The organism is Bacillus sp. IBL03825 (assembly GCF_024712505.1).
GTDB classification, from domain to species: Bacteria; Bacillota; Bacilli; order Bacillales; family Bacillaceae_G; genus Bacillus_A; species Bacillus_A wiedmannii.
This window is the reverse complement of the sequence record NZ_JAMXKE010000003.1, coordinates 187,713-205,002: the sequence shown is the minus strand read 5'-3', so window position 1 is coordinate 205,002 and position 17,290 is coordinate 187,713. Positions and strand designations below refer to the sequence as shown.

The 17,290-nt window shown below is 35.6% G+C and carries 8 protein-coding genes and 11 pseudogenes; 7 read left to right on the top strand and 12 right to left on the bottom strand.

The features are described 5' to 3' along the window. Nucleotides 1–58: 58 nt before the first annotated feature. Nucleotides 59–1,180 (top strand): IS200/IS605 family element RNA-guided endonuclease TnpB, encoded by a 1,122-nt coding sequence (tnpB, locus tag NHG49_RS30490; protein ID WP_258127149.1) that lies wholly within the window; start codon nt 59–61, stop codon nt 1,178–1,180. A gap of 45 nt (nt 1,181–1,225) precedes the next feature. Here tnpB and NHG49_RS30485 read toward each other — a convergent pair. Continuing rightward, nucleotides 1,226–1,912 (bottom strand): annotated as a pseudogene (locus NHG49_RS30485) (RNA-guided endonuclease TnpB family protein). A gap of 39 nt (nt 1,913–1,951) precedes the next feature. After that, nucleotides 1,952–2,206, bottom strand: a pseudogene (gene tnpA, locus NHG49_RS30480) (IS200/IS605 family transposase); the annotation flags it as partial. 177 nt (nt 2,207–2,383) lie between these two features. Between tnpA and NHG49_RS30475 the strand changes: the two are divergent. Next, nucleotides 2,384–2,491: pseudogene (locus NHG49_RS30475) on the top strand (IS200/IS605 family transposase); the annotation flags it as partial. A 236-nt stretch (nt 2,492–2,727) separates the two neighbouring features. Here NHG49_RS30475 and NHG49_RS30470 read toward each other — a convergent pair. Together NHG49_RS30470 and NHG49_RS30465 are read right to left on the bottom strand one after the other, a co-directional pair. Next, complete coding sequence (locus tag NHG49_RS30470; RefSeq protein WP_258127148.1) at nt 2,728–2,895, bottom strand: hypothetical protein; 168 nt, start codon at nt 2,893–2,895, stop codon at nt 2,728–2,730. 140 nt (nt 2,896–3,035) lie between these two features. After that, nucleotides 3,036–3,242 (bottom strand): annotated as a pseudogene (locus NHG49_RS30465) (transposase); the annotation flags it as partial. Nucleotides 3,243–3,283: 41 nt separating this feature from the next. Here NHG49_RS30465 and NHG49_RS30460 point away from each other — a divergent pair. Beyond that, nucleotides 3,284–3,457 (top strand): DUF4030 domain-containing protein, encoded by a 174-nt coding sequence (locus NHG49_RS30460; RefSeq protein WP_258127147.1) that lies wholly within the window; start codon nt 3,284–3,286, stop codon nt 3,455–3,457. Between the two features lie 120 nt (nt 3,458–3,577). Here NHG49_RS30460 and NHG49_RS30455 read toward each other — a convergent pair. After that, nucleotides 3,578–4,219 (bottom strand): annotated as a pseudogene (locus NHG49_RS30455) (RNA-guided endonuclease InsQ/TnpB family protein); the annotation flags it as partial. Between NHG49_RS30455 and NHG49_RS31950 the strand changes: the two are divergent. Continuing rightward, nucleotides 4,220–4,333 (top strand): annotated as a pseudogene (locus tag NHG49_RS31950) (zinc ribbon domain-containing protein); the annotation flags it as partial. 137 nt (nt 4,334–4,470) lie between these two features. On the opposite strand, the gene NHG49_RS30450 reads toward NHG49_RS31950, so the two are convergent. Genes NHG49_RS30450 through NHG49_RS30440 form a run of 3 tightly spaced genes read right to left on the bottom strand, consistent with a single transcriptional unit; the run spans nt 4,471 to nt 7,493 of the window. Beyond that, nucleotides 4,471–5,292, bottom strand: coding sequence for an ABC transporter permease (locus NHG49_RS30450; protein WP_258127146.1), 822 nt, complete (start codon nt 5,290–5,292; stop codon nt 4,471–4,473). Beyond that, on the bottom strand, nt 5,293–6,213 hold the full coding sequence (locus NHG49_RS30445; protein ID WP_258127145.1) for an ABC transporter ATP-binding protein: 921 nt from the start codon (nt 6,211–6,213) through the stop codon (nt 5,293–5,295). Continuing rightward, nucleotides 6,213–7,493 carry a radical SAM protein gene (locus NHG49_RS30440; RefSeq protein WP_258127144.1) on the bottom strand — a complete coding sequence of 427 codons (1,281 nt, stop codon included), beginning with the start codon at nt 7,491–7,493 and terminating at the stop codon, nt 6,213–6,215. The genes NHG49_RS30445 and NHG49_RS30440 overlap by 1 nt, the downstream gene beginning before the upstream one ends. A gap of 1,431 nt (nt 7,494–8,924) precedes the next feature. On the opposite strand from NHG49_RS30440, the gene NHG49_RS30435 reads away from it, so the two are divergent. After that, complete coding sequence (locus NHG49_RS30435; protein ID WP_002144228.1) at nt 8,925–9,890, top strand: hypothetical protein; 966 nt, start codon at nt 8,925–8,927, stop codon at nt 9,888–9,890. 1,104 nt (nt 9,891–10,994) lie between these two features. On the opposite strand, the pseudogene NHG49_RS30430 reads toward NHG49_RS30435, so the two are convergent. Then, nucleotides 10,995–11,348, bottom strand: a pseudogene (locus NHG49_RS30430) (DDE-type integrase/transposase/recombinase); the annotation flags it as partial. 313 nt (nt 11,349–11,661) lie between these two features. On the opposite strand from NHG49_RS30430, the gene NHG49_RS30425 reads away from it, so the two are divergent. Together NHG49_RS30425 and NHG49_RS30420 are read left to right on the top strand one after the other, a co-directional pair. Next, a complete protein-coding gene (locus NHG49_RS30425; RefSeq protein WP_258127143.1) occupies nt 11,662–13,194 on the top strand; it encodes a collagen-like protein in 1,533 nt (510 codons plus the stop codon). A gap of 369 nt (nt 13,195–13,563) precedes the next feature. After that, nucleotides 13,564–14,912, top strand: a pseudogene (locus NHG49_RS30420) (IS1182 family transposase); the annotation flags it as partial. 359 nt (nt 14,913–15,271) lie between these two features. Here the strand turns inward: NHG49_RS30420 and NHG49_RS30415 are convergent. The 3 pseudogenes from NHG49_RS30415 to NHG49_RS30405 all read right to left on the bottom strand — a co-directional run. Next, a pseudogene (locus NHG49_RS30415) lies at nt 15,272–15,460 on the bottom strand (zinc ribbon domain-containing protein); the annotation flags it as partial. 120 nt (nt 15,461–15,580) lie between these two features. Further along, nucleotides 15,581–15,913, bottom strand: a pseudogene (locus tag NHG49_RS30410) (tyrosine-type recombinase/integrase); the annotation flags it as partial. 46 nt (nt 15,914–15,959) lie between these two features. Continuing rightward, nucleotides 15,960–17,148: pseudogene (locus NHG49_RS30405) on the bottom strand (IS110 family RNA-guided transposase). Nucleotides 17,149–17,290 lie beyond the last annotated feature (142 nt).

Here is a 17,290-nt window from a genome sequence, read left to right as displayed (position 1 = left end):
ACCTATCGAATGTATGTTTGTTGTATAATGGATGTATATCGAAATGGAGGTGAAACGAATGATAATCAATAAAGCATATAAATTTCGTATCTATCCAAATAGAGCACAAGCAACCCTAATCAATAAAACGATTGGCTGTTCTCGTTTTGTATTCAATCATTTCCTATCTCTATGGGATAACGCATACAAAGAGACAAGGAAAGGTTTGACATATGGTACATGCTCTGCCAAACTTCCTGCCATGAAGAAAGAGTTTGTTTGGCTAAAAGAAGTGGATAGTATTGCGATTCAGTCTTCTGTTCGCAACCTTGCGGATGCTTATACACGCTTTTTCAAAAAACAAAACAGTGCCCCGCGTTTCAAATCTAAGAAGAACAACGTACAATCTTATACCACAAAACAAACAAATGAAAACATTGCCGTTGTAGGAAACAAAATGAAATTGCCAAAACTAGGTCTTGTTCGATTTGCCAAAAGTCGTGAAGTAAAGGGACGTATTTTAAATGCTACAGTTAGACGGAACCATTCTGGTAGATACTTTGTGTCATTGTTAGTTGAAACAGAAGTGCAAGAACTTCCAAAAACACGATCTTATATTGGAATGGATGTGGGACTAAAAGATTTCGCCATTTTGTCAGATAGAACAATCTATAAAAATCCGAAGTTTTTTCGATCATTAGAAGAGAAGTTGGCGAAAGTACAGCGTGTTCTTTCTAGAAGAACGAAAGGATCTTCTCGCTGGAATAAACAACGAGTAAAAGTAGCTAGAATTCATGAATACATGACGAATGCTAGAAAAGATTACTTGGACAAAGTCTCAACTGAAATCATCAAAAACCACGATGTTATTGGTATAGAGGATTTACAAGTATCGAATATGCTAAAGAATCATAAGTTAGCAAAAGCAATTAGTGAGGTATCATGGTCACAGTTTCGAACTATGTTGGAATATAAAGCAAAATGGTACGGCAAACAAGTCATTGTCGTATCGAAAACATTTGCTTCCAGCCAATTATGTTCTTGTTGTGGATATCAAAACAAAGACGTTAAAAATCTAAACCTACGTGAATGGGACTGCCCTTCTTGTCGTACACATCATGATAGGGATATTAACGCAAGTATCAATCTAAAGAATGAAGCGATAAGGCTTCTAACCGCAGGGACTGTGGAGATAGCCTAATAAATTAGAGTTCGATAGAACTCTTTACTTAGAAATCCCCCTCTTCTACACGAAGTGAAAGTGGGGGTAGTTCAATGCTCTGAATGCTAACACTAATAGGCGCATTGCTTCATTTTTAATATCGACGGCTGCGTTATAATCTCTATCGAGATTGACACCACAGATACAAGAATATACTCTTTCAGACAATGGCATATCTTTCACGCTCCCACAACTGCTACATGTTTTTGTGAAAAGAAACCATTTGTCTATTTTCACAAGTTACTTGCCTTGTTCGCGTAGTTTATAAGCTAAAAAAGATGTGAACATATCCCAACTATTGTCAGCAATGCTTTTTCCAAAATAAAGTAATTTCGTCATTCCTTTCATGCTTAGATCCTCGATAGCTACAACATCAAAATTAGTAGCCAACTCTTTAGACTCATGATGAAGGAAATTCTTACGTTGGTTAGCTAAACGAATACGTTATTTATTCCAACGCTCAGAACCTTTATTGCGTCTTGATAATACTTGTTGCGCATTTACCAAAGCTAATGAATCAATTTCTTTTAACCACTCAAATTCTGCTTTGTATTTCGCAGGAGTTGGTAGCTTTTGCTTCTTTAGTTGTTCTTTATCATATTTGTATTTTTCATACGCTTCTTTCCGTTCAGCTAACATTCTTTTATACACGAAACGTACACAACCGAAGGTTTTGCGCATAAGATATGCTTGTTCTTCTGTTGGATACAAACGGAATTTATATGCTTTATTCTGCTTTGTCGTTTTACCTCACTTTTTCCCTTGATTTTCAATATATTTCTTTACTACGTCTATTGACGAACCACCAGTAGTTAGTAAGCAAAAGCTTCTTGGCCAAAACATCTCTTTCCAAAGTTTCTTTTTCACTTGTGGAAAATCTCTCTTGATGAGTCAAGGACTTGCACTCTTATAAGCATTAATAAACTTCGTCATTTTTGTATTAGGATGTACCTTGAATAAAATATGTACATGATCGACATCAGGATTCCATTCAACTAACGTTACAGCCATTTCCAAACGAGAAAGCCCATCGCCTTTAGGCATGGGATGATAGTGAGGTGCGATACGGAGTACCATTAAAAACCGAAAGGTTTGTGGTACTTTAAGTATCCAAAGTGTTGGCATCTTTTATTTTTTATCCTTTTTGTTGCAGTTATATAAACAAACTGATGCAATATAACCATGATAAACGATTATAGAAGAACTAAAACAACCGTATCATTCATTAACTATCATTTTGTGTTTTGCCCACGATACAGAAGAAAGATTTTTCTAAGCACAAAAGTAGACGTTTGGGCGATGAATATTCGCTACGCAACTGTGATTGATGGTAACAGTCAATCAGCCTAAGCACCTATATGGCCTGGTTTAGGAGGGGCAATGAGATGCCCTTATCTTGAAGGCTGTTCAAAACAGAAATGGACTGCGAACGCTTAGTCATTCAAGAATCCCACCCGTTAATCCGTAAGGATTAGGGCTTGCGACTTCAGTCGTGGGAGTCTCAATTTAAATTAGAAATGAACAAATCAAATTGTGTAGACCTCAATCTTTGTAGGATTAGAAAAGCGACGTTCTAATTCTTTTTTTATCTTTTGAATAGCATAATATCTTGAAGATGCATATACAGTAATAACTTTTTTTATATAGGATTTCCCTGTTACTAGAATATATCTTACTAAATATCCTGAAATCATCCTTCCAGCCTCCCTATAACCATTTTTTAGAATATATGTTGCGATATGCTTGTATATGATATAAAAATAAGTTATTTTCACTTTATACGCTACTAATGAAGAAAAGAAGAATTGCTCGCTACGTAGAAATTAAATCAAACAGGACGTGCTTTGAAGAAGATATGTACCTGATTAACATCATGATTCCATTCTACCAATGCTATATTGTACTTCTCAGATAACCATACAAACATGTCTTTTGCATAGTCGGACATATCATTATCAAATACATTTCTTCCGTATTTCACAACTAATACAAGTAAATAATACAATAGGAATACTGAATGATTATTACTATCTAATTTCACTGTCATACCGACTTTTATGTTTTGTAAAACTGATTATAAGAATGAAAAATAATTCTGATCCAGTAGCCAAAGAGTCTGGACAGAAAATAGAAAAAGAAATTGATAACTTACTCAAAACAACGATAGTGAATAAATTGGTTAACAATAAGTCATATGCTATTGAAATTTATCATTTTCCGACAGAAAGCACCTTCCGTGAACTACCCGCCACTTAACATCCTAACGGACTGTTTGAAGTGGCGGCTTCTCGGTTAGTCGTTACTTTTGATAGCTAACGAATTCGTCCTAAAACAGCCGAGCTAACTCCCTTGCTCCAAAGGTTATTTTATTGCTATTTATGCTAACGCTAATAGGCGTATTGCTTCATTTTTGATATTGATAGCTGCATTATAATCTCTATCCAGATTTACACCGCATATACAAGAATAGACTCGCTCAGACAATGACATGTTTTTTACATTTCCACAACTGCCACATGTTTTTGTGGAAGGAAACCATCTGTCTATTTTCACAAGTTGTTTTCCTTGTTCGTGTAGTTTATAAGCTAAGAAAGAAGTGAACATACCCCAACCATTGTCAGCAACACTTTTTCCAAAATGAAGTACTCGCGACATTCCTTTCATGTTTAGGTCTTCAATAGCTACAACATCAAAATGAGTAGCTAACTCTTTAGACTTATGATGAAGGAAGTTCTTACGTTGGTTCGCTACTTTTTCATGTAACTTAGCTACACGGATACATTGTTTATTCCGACGAATAGAACCTTTGGTTCTTCTTGATAATACTCGTTGTGCCTTTGCTAATCGGTCTAACATTTCACGATAGAACTTAGGATAATTGGCTTTCTCATCCTCAGAACTAACGTATAATCCATCCATCGCAAAGTCTAATCCAACAACTGTTTCTACTTCTTTTTGTACGATTTCTTTTTCGTATTCAGTCAAGATGGACACATAGTATTTACCAGTAGGTGTCATAAGTGGGATTGTCCTTCTTGTGGCACACATCACGATAGGGATATTAACGCAGGAATGAATCCTAGAAACGAAGCGATTCGTCTCTTAACCGTAGGGATTACGGGGATAGCCTAAAACCGCTAGGTTTAAGTACTTAGGAGTCTCCCACTTCAAACAGTGCGTTAGGACGTTAAGTGGTGAGTAGTTCAAAGCAGGAGAACCATGAAGGTGTATTACTAGCGAAAAAGCCAATAAAAAAGAACATTGATACATTAGTAATGCCCCAACGTTCCTTTCCTTCTACAATATGCTTCTAAATATTTAAATGAAGAAATACCAATTATTATATAAAGAAAAGAATTTAAACATAAAAACATAAATGAAGAGTTAGTTATGACCTCCTGTAAAGAGTACTTCTCCAATATAATAGCCTTTAAGTTTATAATTCCCCACGTAATCGGTAAAATTTTTGATATTCCTTCTAAAATGGGAGGAAACGACGACGCAATAGTAATTCCAGTAAAGAATAAAAAAATGTTATTTAAAACGCCAACGATAGCACTGATTCTTTTATAGACCAATGAAATACCAGCCAATATAAAAGAAAAACCATAGATACCTAACATTATTAAAATCATAACGATAACAAGGGATATCCATGAAACATTAAGAGTCAATATTGAAAAAAAGTATTTTTTTGTAAATAAAGAAATAGCTATAGCAGTACAAAGTGATAGTATAATCCCACTTAGTAAGTCAAATGCAAATGAACCCAATGCTCTACCAATTAGAATTTTAATTATAGGCGAGCGGGTTAAGTATATTTGTTCCAATGTACCTAGTTCCATCTCTTCTTGCAAAATAAAGGTAAAATTAGCTATAGCTCCAATAGCAATGTACCACACAAACAATCCTAAAATCAGCTGAAAAAAAGCTTCGTTGGACCATTCATACTCTTTAAAGACTGTGAAAAAAATCCCACAGAATAACACAACATATGCGATAATATCCCCAAAGGAATCTATGTAATATCTTTTAAACTCCCCTTTAAATTTGCAAAATTCTGCTCTAAAAATATATATAAACTGTCCCATTTATTTCACCCACTCTAAAAAGATATCCTCTAGATTTTTCTCGTTTTTCTTTAAATCCAATATCTCAATGTTATATTTATCTAAATTTTTTAAAATACTAGGCAAGTTCCCCACAAGAATTGACCATTTATTTTCACCTATATGACGATATGAGGCTCCAGAGAAAATATCATCAACTTTTTGCATATCGCTAATATTAAGGGTTAATTCAATCCATATAGAATCTGAATTTGCTTCTTTAAGTAAATTATCTTTTGAAGTATGTTGAAAGATTTCTCCTTTATTAAATAAGATAATGTCATCACTTATACGTTGTGATATATCTAACTGATGTGTTGTAAGTAATATCGTTTTTCCTGCACCAGCTAATTTTTTCAGTGTATCTAAAAGATGGTTGGTAGATTTAACATCTAATCCGAGAGTTGGTTCATCTAATAATAAAATATCTGAATCCTTTATTAAAGTTATACCTAATGCTAACTTCTGCTGCATTCCTCGCGATAAATTAGAGGCAAGTTCATATCTTTTTTCTTCTAAATCTAATAATGCAAGGACCTCATCAATTCTTTTTTTTAACTCTCTTTTCGGTATGAAATTCAATGTTCCAAAATAGTATAAATTATCATAGACAGACAAATAATAATAAATATTACGTTCACCTTCTAAAATACAACCTACAGAAGCACTAGCTTCTTTTATATTTTTAATAACAGATATACCTTTATTCAAAATATACCCTTGATCCGGAATAATTAGCCCACATATCATTTTAATTAGAGTCGTCTTACCAGAACCATTTGGTCCTAATAAAGAGGTGATTGTTCCTTTCTGCAGTGAAAAAGTTACATTATTTACTGCTTTTATATTTTCATGTTTTGTTTTAAATACTTTACTTACATTTTTTATATCTACACTTATCATTATTTCGCCCCATTTACTTCCCATAATTTACTATCGAAAAATTCCTCATAATTTTTCATAACTGGACATATTTGTTTCGCACTAACATTTTGATGATTTAAACTTTTTTCCCATTCTACAATGTTTGAATGAAGATTACGAATATGATTTTTTTTAAATAACATATCCATGTCATCTGTAAATATATTACCTGTTTTAAATTTATCTTCTGGAAGAAATACACAGGGTTTAATGTTTCCAAATTCACTAACTGTCCAAGATAAATTACCAGCTCCACAGGAAAATCCCTTATGATTTTGATCAAACTTTGAATCCAATAAGTCATCATAATAATTTTCAATTACTATTTTATCTTTATATTTTTCACCTAATTCTGCAATCAATTTAGTAATATAATCATCCAAACGCTTGTCCAGTTCCCACTCTTCTCCTAAATTTATTCCTCGTCCGTATCTGCTAAGTTCTCCAAACTTAACCCCTTGTACACCTATATCTATTGCTAATTTTATTATACTTTCTATATTTCTATAATTTCCCATCGTAATAATAGAAGAAACTGTTACGTTATTATCTTTCTTCATTAGCTCTTGTAATCCTCTTACAGTTTTATTAAAAGATCCTGTTACTAATGTAATTTGGTCATGTTCTTTTTGAGTAGCTGCATAAACAGAAACTTGGACGTTATCCACTTGTGTAAATCTATGTGCATTATGTTTATTTATCATAGTAGCTGTTGTAGTAAGTGAAGTCGGAAAAAAAGACGTGCAATATTCTAAAATATCAAAGAAATTACGATGACTCATTGGTTCTCCACCACTAATTTGTAGTGAATGTATGTGACCTTTAAAATATTCTAATTTAGGCAGTATGTTTGATATGTCTATATCATCCTGTTTATTATAACCTGCCTCTTTATAGCAATGAATACATTTAAGATTACAACGATTTGTTATCTCTAATAAAATCTCCATTGGAATTTCATATCCTTTTTTTCCAGTAAACCGTATAGGGAAATCACTTACTGTATCCTTTACATTCATTAATTTTCTTTGCGATTGAAAATCTATAAATTTCTCAATTGCTTCCTGAACTCTAGAAAAATCTGAAATTTTTATTTCCTCAGCTGTTTCATAAACGATACTATCAATTGAATTATAACCGGTGCATTTTTCTAATAAATATAACTCATTTTTATTCAAAAAATAGTGATTACCATCCTTGTTATTTACAGAAATTCCCTTTTTCACCAAAATAATGTATTGTAACTTCTTGTAGTACATATGGATACATCTTCAGTCCTCCAATCTATCACTGTATCAGTCTTAGCCAAGAAAGCTCCTTCTTCAATATGTGTGTAGGCGCATAGCACCAATACATAACTAGGAGACGGATTGACTTTTTGCATAACTAAACATATAGTTCTGTTGTATGACTTTTTGTACGGATGTCCCACTTAAAACTGAAAGTATAAAATTGTTGTAGGAAGTCTACAAAGTAAACTCTTCAACGTCGTACACGCTTACCGAAATAGAGCGAAAGCCAATTCAGAGACGTGTAAGTCCAATCAATATACAAATATTTTTTTGCACCGTAGGAACTACGGATAGAGCCTACTAAAACAACTAGTAGATACGCTAGTGTTCGGAGGAATCCCCCACTTCAAACATGACTAAGTGACGGATAGTTCAAATAAGCGTTTTCTATAAATAACTTAGCAACTTCGCATTATAATTAACATTAATCATAATGCGTTATAAGGGGACACAGAACAATTGTCCCCTACATGATACAAATAATAATATTTTTAACTCGTACGCTTTGTTCTACGCGTTCCGCAACGTTTTAACGTGTCAACCACAGATTTAGACAAAAATTCTTCTAGTGATAAAAAATCATTTCTACTCATTTGTGTCTCTCCCTTCATTTAAAATTTACTAATCCGTTTTAACTTGTACGTTTTGTTCTACGTGTTCCGCAACGTTTTAATGTGTCAATCATAGATTTAGATAAAAATTCCTCCAATGATAGAAATTCATTTCGGTTCATGTTACTCCCTCCTTTCTCTTCACACTTAAAATGTATCAGAAAAATAACAATAATCAATGTTTTTTGTTTTCTAAATATTTTTCAGTTATATAACTTATTTATTTAAAATGTTATTTAACACTTTATAACAACGATCCATGGAGGTATTGATTTGATATAACCATTTTAAATAGCTGTTAATGTGATATGAACCATAAGTTTGCCGCTTCGGCAAGCTTATGGTTCTTTTTGTTTGCGGCAAACTTATGCTTCCAGGATTTGAAGAATATTTTTAATGTCGCTTTTAAATAAAGTCACGGTGTTTTTAAAAAAGACGCGATGTTTTGTCCCTTTGGATCTGTTTATCTAAGGGGATGTTTTTATAGTGAAAAGAAAATCTGAACTGAAAGGCGGATTAAGGAACTGTTGAGCGGCAATAAAGTTACTCCACTAAAAGGACATCTAATGGAATTAAGGAAAGGTTTATTCAAAGGGAAATCGAAGTTAAGTTATGGCATTTTATTCGATAATCTAGAGTAACTATCTTATGTAAGGAAGGCACTAATATGAGTCTTGGAAATATAAGTACTTGAAAGTTGTACAAAGAAGGTTTAAAGGCATTAGGATAGTTGTGAATATATAATTATGAAACAAAGTGAGTTAGAACTTGTAGAGGAGATGAGAAGATGGCAATTAGTGCAGAGAGGAAGGCCTTAAGATTGATGAGGTTGCGTAGAATCTGCGGTTATAGTGCGGCAATAGCAGTAACACCTTACCTGCTGATCAAAATTGTATGGACTTTTGGTTTCTTCCTTCCAACCGAGCAAATGGGTGACGCCAGCTGGCGCATTATAAACGCAGTAACCGCCGTTCTCGCTGCGATTGGCATCCTTCTTGCAATGGCGTTTTGCAGGCCATGGGGGGAGCGGCTACCTGCGTGGTTGGTCGCTCTACCCATTTGGGTTGGTACCGGTTTGCTCGTTCCCATTTTGTTGATTGCACCGATTCTGGGCCCTGCAGCTATGATCCGGGATCAAGAAGCAGGTGCCGCCGACTTCTGGGTATACGAGCAGATCTTCGTCATGATCTCACTTTTCGGGATTGGCATCTTCCTGCCGCTTGCATTAGCGGGGTATGCAATGGCACGTTGGCCAGAGGCGCTGAGTGGCACAACCGACTACAAGGAGTTGCCGGGCAATACTTTACAACTACAGATCATCTTAGCTAGGATTGTCGCTGCCGGTTGCATTCTGCTCGGTGTCATCAAGGTGTTTTGGGCAGTTGGTGGCTCTTTTGGCATCGACCAGGCAACTATGGAGGGACGCGATGTATGGTGGTACCTGCTGTCATTGAGTACAGGTGTGTGGTCCTTTGCTGGTGCGTGGGGCATACTGGTGGTATCATCCCGCCGTGGATCAAGGTGGTTTCTACCTCCTATGGCAGCGACATGGATTTCATCGGGAGCGTTGTTCTCCAACAACCTCTATTCCGCCTTATCTTCAGTTCGACTCGATGCGCCACCCTCCCCAGAGTACCCATTGGCATGGTTGTTGACCACACAGGCCGGCATCGTCTTAGGTGTAATAATGGGGATGATTATCCTGCTGGTGCTGCACGAACGCCGTCGAGCCCTTCGAGATGAGTCCAACTGAAGTTGATTACACAGAACCACGGACTATTAAAATTGTGCAAGAGCTCATTTCGCGTGGAGAAGAGTTAGTGTACTTTACAATCGAAGATTTTCGAGAGCAAAAATAATTAGTGGTTTATTCGATTAAAGGGCGCGATTGTGGAGCAAACACAGGTAGAAAAATGATTAAACTTTTTATAAAAAATTATTCACTAGCAACAAATAACCCAAGCATTTTGATCAAACTTTTTTCAAAATGTTTGGGTTTCTTCTGTTGAAAAATCAATTTTTGTAGCATGCTTTTGATCAAACTTTATTACAAACCAACAGCATTCACGGCAAGCTTATGGGTTAATAATTTATCCACGGCAAAGATATGCTTCCTTTTCCCTCGAACAATCAACTAAATCTCCTCAAAAACATGTAATTTCCGGCAAGGATATGCTTCCTTTAGCGGCAACTTTATGGGTAAAGTCACAGTTAAAATATTTATATCAAATCAATAGGTTTGTATAATTCAAAAAAGATTGTATTTTTTATACTTTTCTCCTATTGAATTTTGTTATCTAATCTGCTTTTTTTCTAAAAAGTTATTCATATAAGGTGGTTTACTATTTTACGGAATTTTCTGTCTTGCTTTTATAAAATTTTTAATATCACATGGACAGGTTCTGGTGCAAATATGTTATTTTGTAAAAAACTCATATAGATTCCTAACGTAATCAACGTTTACAGATTTCGCGATTCGAGAAACCCCATATCGGACTTTAGTCCGCCTTTAAGCATGGGCGAACGTATCGCTTTTTCATAGAAAAACAGTTGTATTTTGGTTATACTTAAACTATAGACATGTACAAGTCTTTAAAACACCAATGTGTTCCTTGAAATAAGATATCATATGGAGTTCGGTAGCCTAATTCATGCTATCGGTAAAATGATATGTGTCGTCAAGAACAAGACGTTAAAACATTTGGACACGCATCTGTACGGTATGGTTATAGTACCGTAGCTCACAAACCTATAAGGTCTGTCGTGAGAGTGGTGATGGCACACCGCCATCTTGCACGTCAGCGATACCAGAAATGGACTTCGCCTTTGGTAGCAAGAATTCCACTGACGTTAGTCATCTTGCCCCTTTAGGGGTGGGAGTGTCAATTAGATAGAACTCAATTATGTTCCCTTTGGAATCTACAGTGCAATACAAACACGTCCAATGCTCTTGAACTTTTGCATAGGGTTCATCTACTCTCTAAGAATCATTGGTTTGCTTCAAATGTTTACGGATCCGTTCATTTAACTCTGGATCATATTGATAAACCCAACGCATGATTATTGTATGAACTATGTTCCACCCCCCCCCTTCTTCCATCATTTCCACTCAATCATGAAAACTCAAATTGTACCGCAGGTACCCTCTCACTGTCAGCATACTAATCTCTGATTGGTAGTGTTTCCCTTTGAATGCACTCGGTTTAGACATGCAGAATCCACATTCTTTTTAGACTAGTATGTCCAAGTTTCATAATTTTTTGCCCCAAACTCTATTTTTGTACAAGAACTATATTTTTTTATAAAAATAGGTGTTTTTTACAAACAAGCTTAAGATTACGGCATAGGATGTTTATATAGTAACTTTATAAAGTCATAAATAAATAAAGGTGAAATATAATTTTATTTTGGAGATTTAATAGTATCACTTCTATTAAACAAGTAGCATTTATATTCAAAGCATTCTCTATACTATACCTTTATTTTTTATGAGAAAATACTTTCTATAAGGAGAGGTTTTATACATGGACTGTAATGATCCTTGTAATCAACGACTTTATCCGTTTTCACCGTCATCTGGTTCGAACAGTTGCAATAGTTGCTGTCAAACAATTCCAATTACACCACAACAAATTTCCCAATTGATTACATTACTCACAAGTTTAAAGACTCTAATACCAACTTATGTATCTGATCAATCAGATGCAAATCGGTTAGCATTAATCAATATATTTACTCAATTATTAGATTTATTCAACTCTTTAATCCCTTCTCCAGAAGGGAACTACGTCAAACAATTCATTCAAAGTATTATCACTCTTTTACAATCCCCTACCCCAAATACAGCCCAATTATTGTCATTATTACCCCCATTTTACAGCGCATTAAGGTCTTATTTATTCTGTTTGAAAATGGATCCTAGCATTTTACAATTTCTTTTTAATTTATTAATCCAACTAATTATTATAGCTCATGGGTCAACTGGGCCTACTGGACCTACTGGGGCTACTGGATTGAATGGTACACCTGGACCTACTGGACCTACTGGGGCTACTGGATTGAATGGTACACCTGGGGCTACTGGACCTACTGGATTGAATGGTACACCTGGACCTACTGGGGCTACTGGATTGAATGGTACACCTGGACCTACTGGGGCTACTGGATTGAATGGTACACCTGGACCTACTGGGGCTACTGGATTGAATGGTACACCTGGACCTACTGGGGCTACTGGATTGAATGGTACACCTGGACCTACTGGACCTACTGGGGCTACTGGATTGAATGGTACACCTGGGGCTACTGGACCTACTGGATTGAATGGTACACCTGGACCTACTGGGGCTACTGGATTGAATGGTACACCTGGACCTACTGGGGCTACTGGATTGAATGGTACACCTGGACCTACTGGGGCTACTGGATTGAATGGTACACCTGGACCTACTGGACCTACTGGATTGAATGGTACACCTGGGGCTACTGGACCTACTGGATTGAATGGTACACCTGGGGCTACTGGACCTACTGGATTGAATGGTACACCTGGGGCTACTGGACCTACTGGATTGAATGGTACACCTGGGGCTACTGGACCTACTGGATTGAATGGTACACCTGGACCTACTGGACCTACTGGGGTAACAGGACCTCTAATTACCGCAAATAATGCCACAATATATCAGGGGGGTAACGAAGATATAGCAATAAATACACCTATACCTTTTAGTTCTAATTTAGTGATTAATGGAACAGCTATCTCTCATACAGCTGGAAGTACTGATATTACATTAAATCCGAATCAAACATATTTAGTAATATACTCTATGACTGGTACATCATCTGGTGCTGGCTTTAATTTGGCTTTAGCATTAAATGGATCTTTGATTTTAGGATCAACTTCTGGAGTCGATCAGCAGGGAATATATACAGTTGCAAAATCAACAATTATCACTACAGGTACCGGAATTAATACTCTTACTCTTGTAAACGGTTCAACACCAACCACGTATATTGGACAATACTGTAATTTAACAATTGTTGCATTACAATAATAAATTGGCTTTGTCAATATTTATTGGACATTAAGTTAGCTAATTACCATAAGTAGGTTTTCTCAAATTCGATAGGATAAAGACAATCCAAAGAGAAAACATTCTTCTTTGGATTATAGTATAACTTTATATATTAAAATATTATTTTTTGAAATTTTTTAGATGTTTTAGATATAGCGCCTATAATTTTTAACACCATTTTCACACAACCTTTATATATTTGGAGAAAATCAGTCGAATTTAAAGCCTGTTCATATATGAACAGGCTTTTCAGGCTGTGGAGAAAGTCTTCTCCACAGCCTGTTTTTGTGTCTGAACCTCTTTTTATGTGTCAACACTGATAAAAAAGAGGAAACGGAGAGATTTCTTATGATGGGTGCTTTAAAAAATCATCGTGATGAGCGTGTGTCTGTTTCTGTAGAAGAGTTAGTTCCACAAGATCATTTTCTTCGTGCAATTGAAGCGACAATTAGTTTTGATTTTATTGAGGAAAAGTTACGTCCGTATTACTGTGAAAACAATGGATGGACGTCCGTCAATCCATCCTATCGTTTTATTTAAGATGATGTTTATTGGATATTTTTACGGTATTCGTTCAGAGCGTCAATTGGAAAAGGAGATTAAAACGAATATTGCCTATCGTTGGTTTTTAGGTTTTTCTCTATCGGATACAATTCCAGATCATTCTACAATCATTTGGAATCGCCGTACTCGTTTCATTCATACAAACATTTTCGAAGAAATTTTTGATGAGATCGTGAGTCAAGCAACGGAGCACCGTATGGTGGGAGGACGTGCGTTGATGACAAATTCTACACATATTAAGGCGAATGCCAATAAAAATAAATTTATACATAAATATAAAAAAAGAAAAGGCAAAGTTTTATATAGATGAACTAGAAGCTGCGGTAATCGAAGATCGCGAGGTACATGGAAAAAAGAATTAAAACCTAGAAAGGAAAGTGATACCCCTACTAAAAAACTCGTATCAGTACAACGGATCCAGATAGTGGATTTTTAATGAGGGATGGAAAACCGAACGGTTTTCATTTCTTAGATCATCGTACGACTGATGCGAAGTACAATATTATTACAGATACCTATATAACGGCTGGAAATATGGCAGATTCCGAGCCATATTTAGCACGTCTACAAGCTCAAATTGATAAATTCGGATTCAAAGTTGATGCTGTAGCTCTTGATGCAGGCTATTTTACAGGTTATATCTGTAAGAAACTATCAGAACAGAATATATTTATGGTGATGGGGTATCGCCGATTTGGAAAACGAAATCAAGAAGTCTCGAAAAGTAAATTTAAATATGAAAAAGAAATAAATGTATTTGCTTGTCCAATGGGATGTATTTTAGAATATGCGACAACGGATCGCGAAGGATATCGTCAGTATAAATCGAATCTAGAAGACTTCGCTGTATGTCCACTACGTAAGGATTGTTTTTCAGAGAAACAAAAACAAAAAGTTATCACTCATCATATGTGGGAGAAATATAAAGGTATCGCTAGAAAAAACTGTATAAAGTACGCTGTTCGACTATAGAGCGAAGCTTTGCGGACACCAAAGAACTGCATGGTTATCGATATGCACGGTTTCGGGGGCTGAAGTTTGTCCAAATGCAGGCTTATCTCACCGCAGCTTGTCAAAATATGAAAAAAATAGCTCTCCACTTAACCAAAAAGGGGCTGGTGGAGGGCTATTTTTCTAAACTCTATTATTTATATTGTTTTCTTTCGTTAAAATCAAAAAAGATTCCAGAGTGTTCATATATGAACAGGCTTTTTTTTCAAAAATATAAACTTACAAAATGTAAAGTTTATGTAAGAAATAAAGATAGTAAACCAATACCTCTCATGCTATTTTATAAGAATATCATTTGTAGGTAGCAATAATAACTAATTAGGAGGCGACACTCCCACGGCTAAAGCCGCAAGTCCTACACCTTACGGTGTAACGGATGGGATTCTTGAATGACTAACCCGTCCGCAGTTCATTTCTGTTTTGAACAGCCTTCAAGATGAGGGGGTGCCATCCCCCCTCCTAAGACAGACCATATAGGTTCTTAGGCTGATTGACTATTACCATCAACCACAGTTGCGTAGCGAATGTTCATCGCCCCAACGATATCACGATACTTCTCAGACCCACATTGGCACTTATATTTTCTATCTTGTGCTTTGTTCTTTTCAGAACACTTCGGACATGCTTGACTTGTATAAGAAGGATTCACATATTCGGTCTTTATACCAATTTATTTCTTCTGGGTAATGTACGCTTTCTTTCAAATGAAAAATACCTCCGTTGAATTTGCATACTTAGTATGCGAATTCAGGAGGTGTTTTTTTTCATGTATCACTATTCGGGTTCACTTCATAGTAACCGTAAGGTTTATTGTTCTCTCTGCTCTTTTTGCCTTAAATTCTTTAAAAGGAGTAACTTTATCACTGTTATATGGATTCCGCAGCCATCCAACAAAGATTGATAAGTCTTGTAAGATAATCTCCATGTAGTTTTTATCAATTTCCCCTAGGTAATCAAAATACTGCTTTAAGGCATAACAATATGTCTTCTGAATATTGTCACTCTTTCCTGTTTGGTCTAAAAACTTGAGGTACTTTACTACTGGTATTACAGGTTTACCTTGCTCAGCTAGTAACAAATACCTCTTTTTATTACAATTTAGCTTCACTTCTTGAACTCTCAATCTAACCACCTCCAATAATTTAAACATGAGCTACATAATAAACGAACTATATATGTGTAATGAGATAGAAGAGAAGCTTCAATAATTTATCTATACATGCAATGGACGCAACTTTATGACACTTGTTATAAGGTTGCGTTTTTAATTTATCATAATACTCAACAATATGATTTTGTCCGTAACGTCGTTGTTTAATCATGTTCTGGATGATGAGGAAAAGGAGCTTCCGCAAATGTTTATTTCCACGTTTATTGATTTTATCTTTAAAAAAGGTTTTACCTGATTGAAAACGGCGTATATCAATACCAGCAAATGCATTGAGTTGCTTGTTATTGTTAAAGCGAGTAATATCTCCTATTTCAGCCATCAAGCGTACGACAGGATTCAGTCCAATTCCAGGAAGACTGCGAATGACATCGTATTCTGCACGTTGCTCAGCTACATACACCATCTTACTAACTAATACAGCTTTCTTTTTGGTGAAGAAGCTCTTGATAGCGCCTTGCGTATAATTTGAGCTGGCCACACAGAACATCGTTCTGAGAAACAGCAGGATAGCAAATTTTCGCTATTTCAAGTATCTAAATCGCTTTTTTCTCCGCCGTAATATTTGATATTTTTTTATTGGTGTTGGCACGAATACGATTTTTTATAATGGTTTTAGAAAGGCCTAAAACACAATCTGGGTGGGGAAATAGTTGAACAAAATTTAAAAACAAATCAGATCTACTAGTAAATATTCTTTCCAATTCTAGAAATGTGAATTGGATTACTTTATGCATACGGCCGCGAATTATTGATAATTCATCATCCAGTTTACTATATAATCTAGAAAGAGATTTTACCTGATAGAATAAATTATCAGTTCCGGTAGATACCCTTCGGGTAACCGTAAAATGAGTGAGAGCTAATCGGTGTGCGTCGCTTCGGCCTGTCTCATGAATCCGCAAGGAATCACATTGTATTTTGGCTTCTAGTGGGTTTAATAAACAACATATATACTGGTTATTTTGCATAAATCGTTCTAGCTGTCTGGAATAGATTCCTGTTGCTTCGAACACAATTTCGGGTGATTCGCCGGTTTCATCTGTAAGCTTATGTATCTTTTCTTGTAGCTTTTTAAAATCAGGCTTAGTATGCTTGATTTCACTTTCGAATACACATTGTTTTTGTACTTTATAAATTACCATATAACTTTTACCCATACTGACATCAAATGCAATAAAGTATTTCATATAGCTCCTCCTCAGGTGGAATTGAAGTCTTCAACTTACACTTATCTATTCTCATTTCCTATACACGATCTCGAAGACCAACATACTAAAAACTGATTCAAATAAGGTAAGTGAAAAAGGTCGGTTTTGTATACGGATTCAG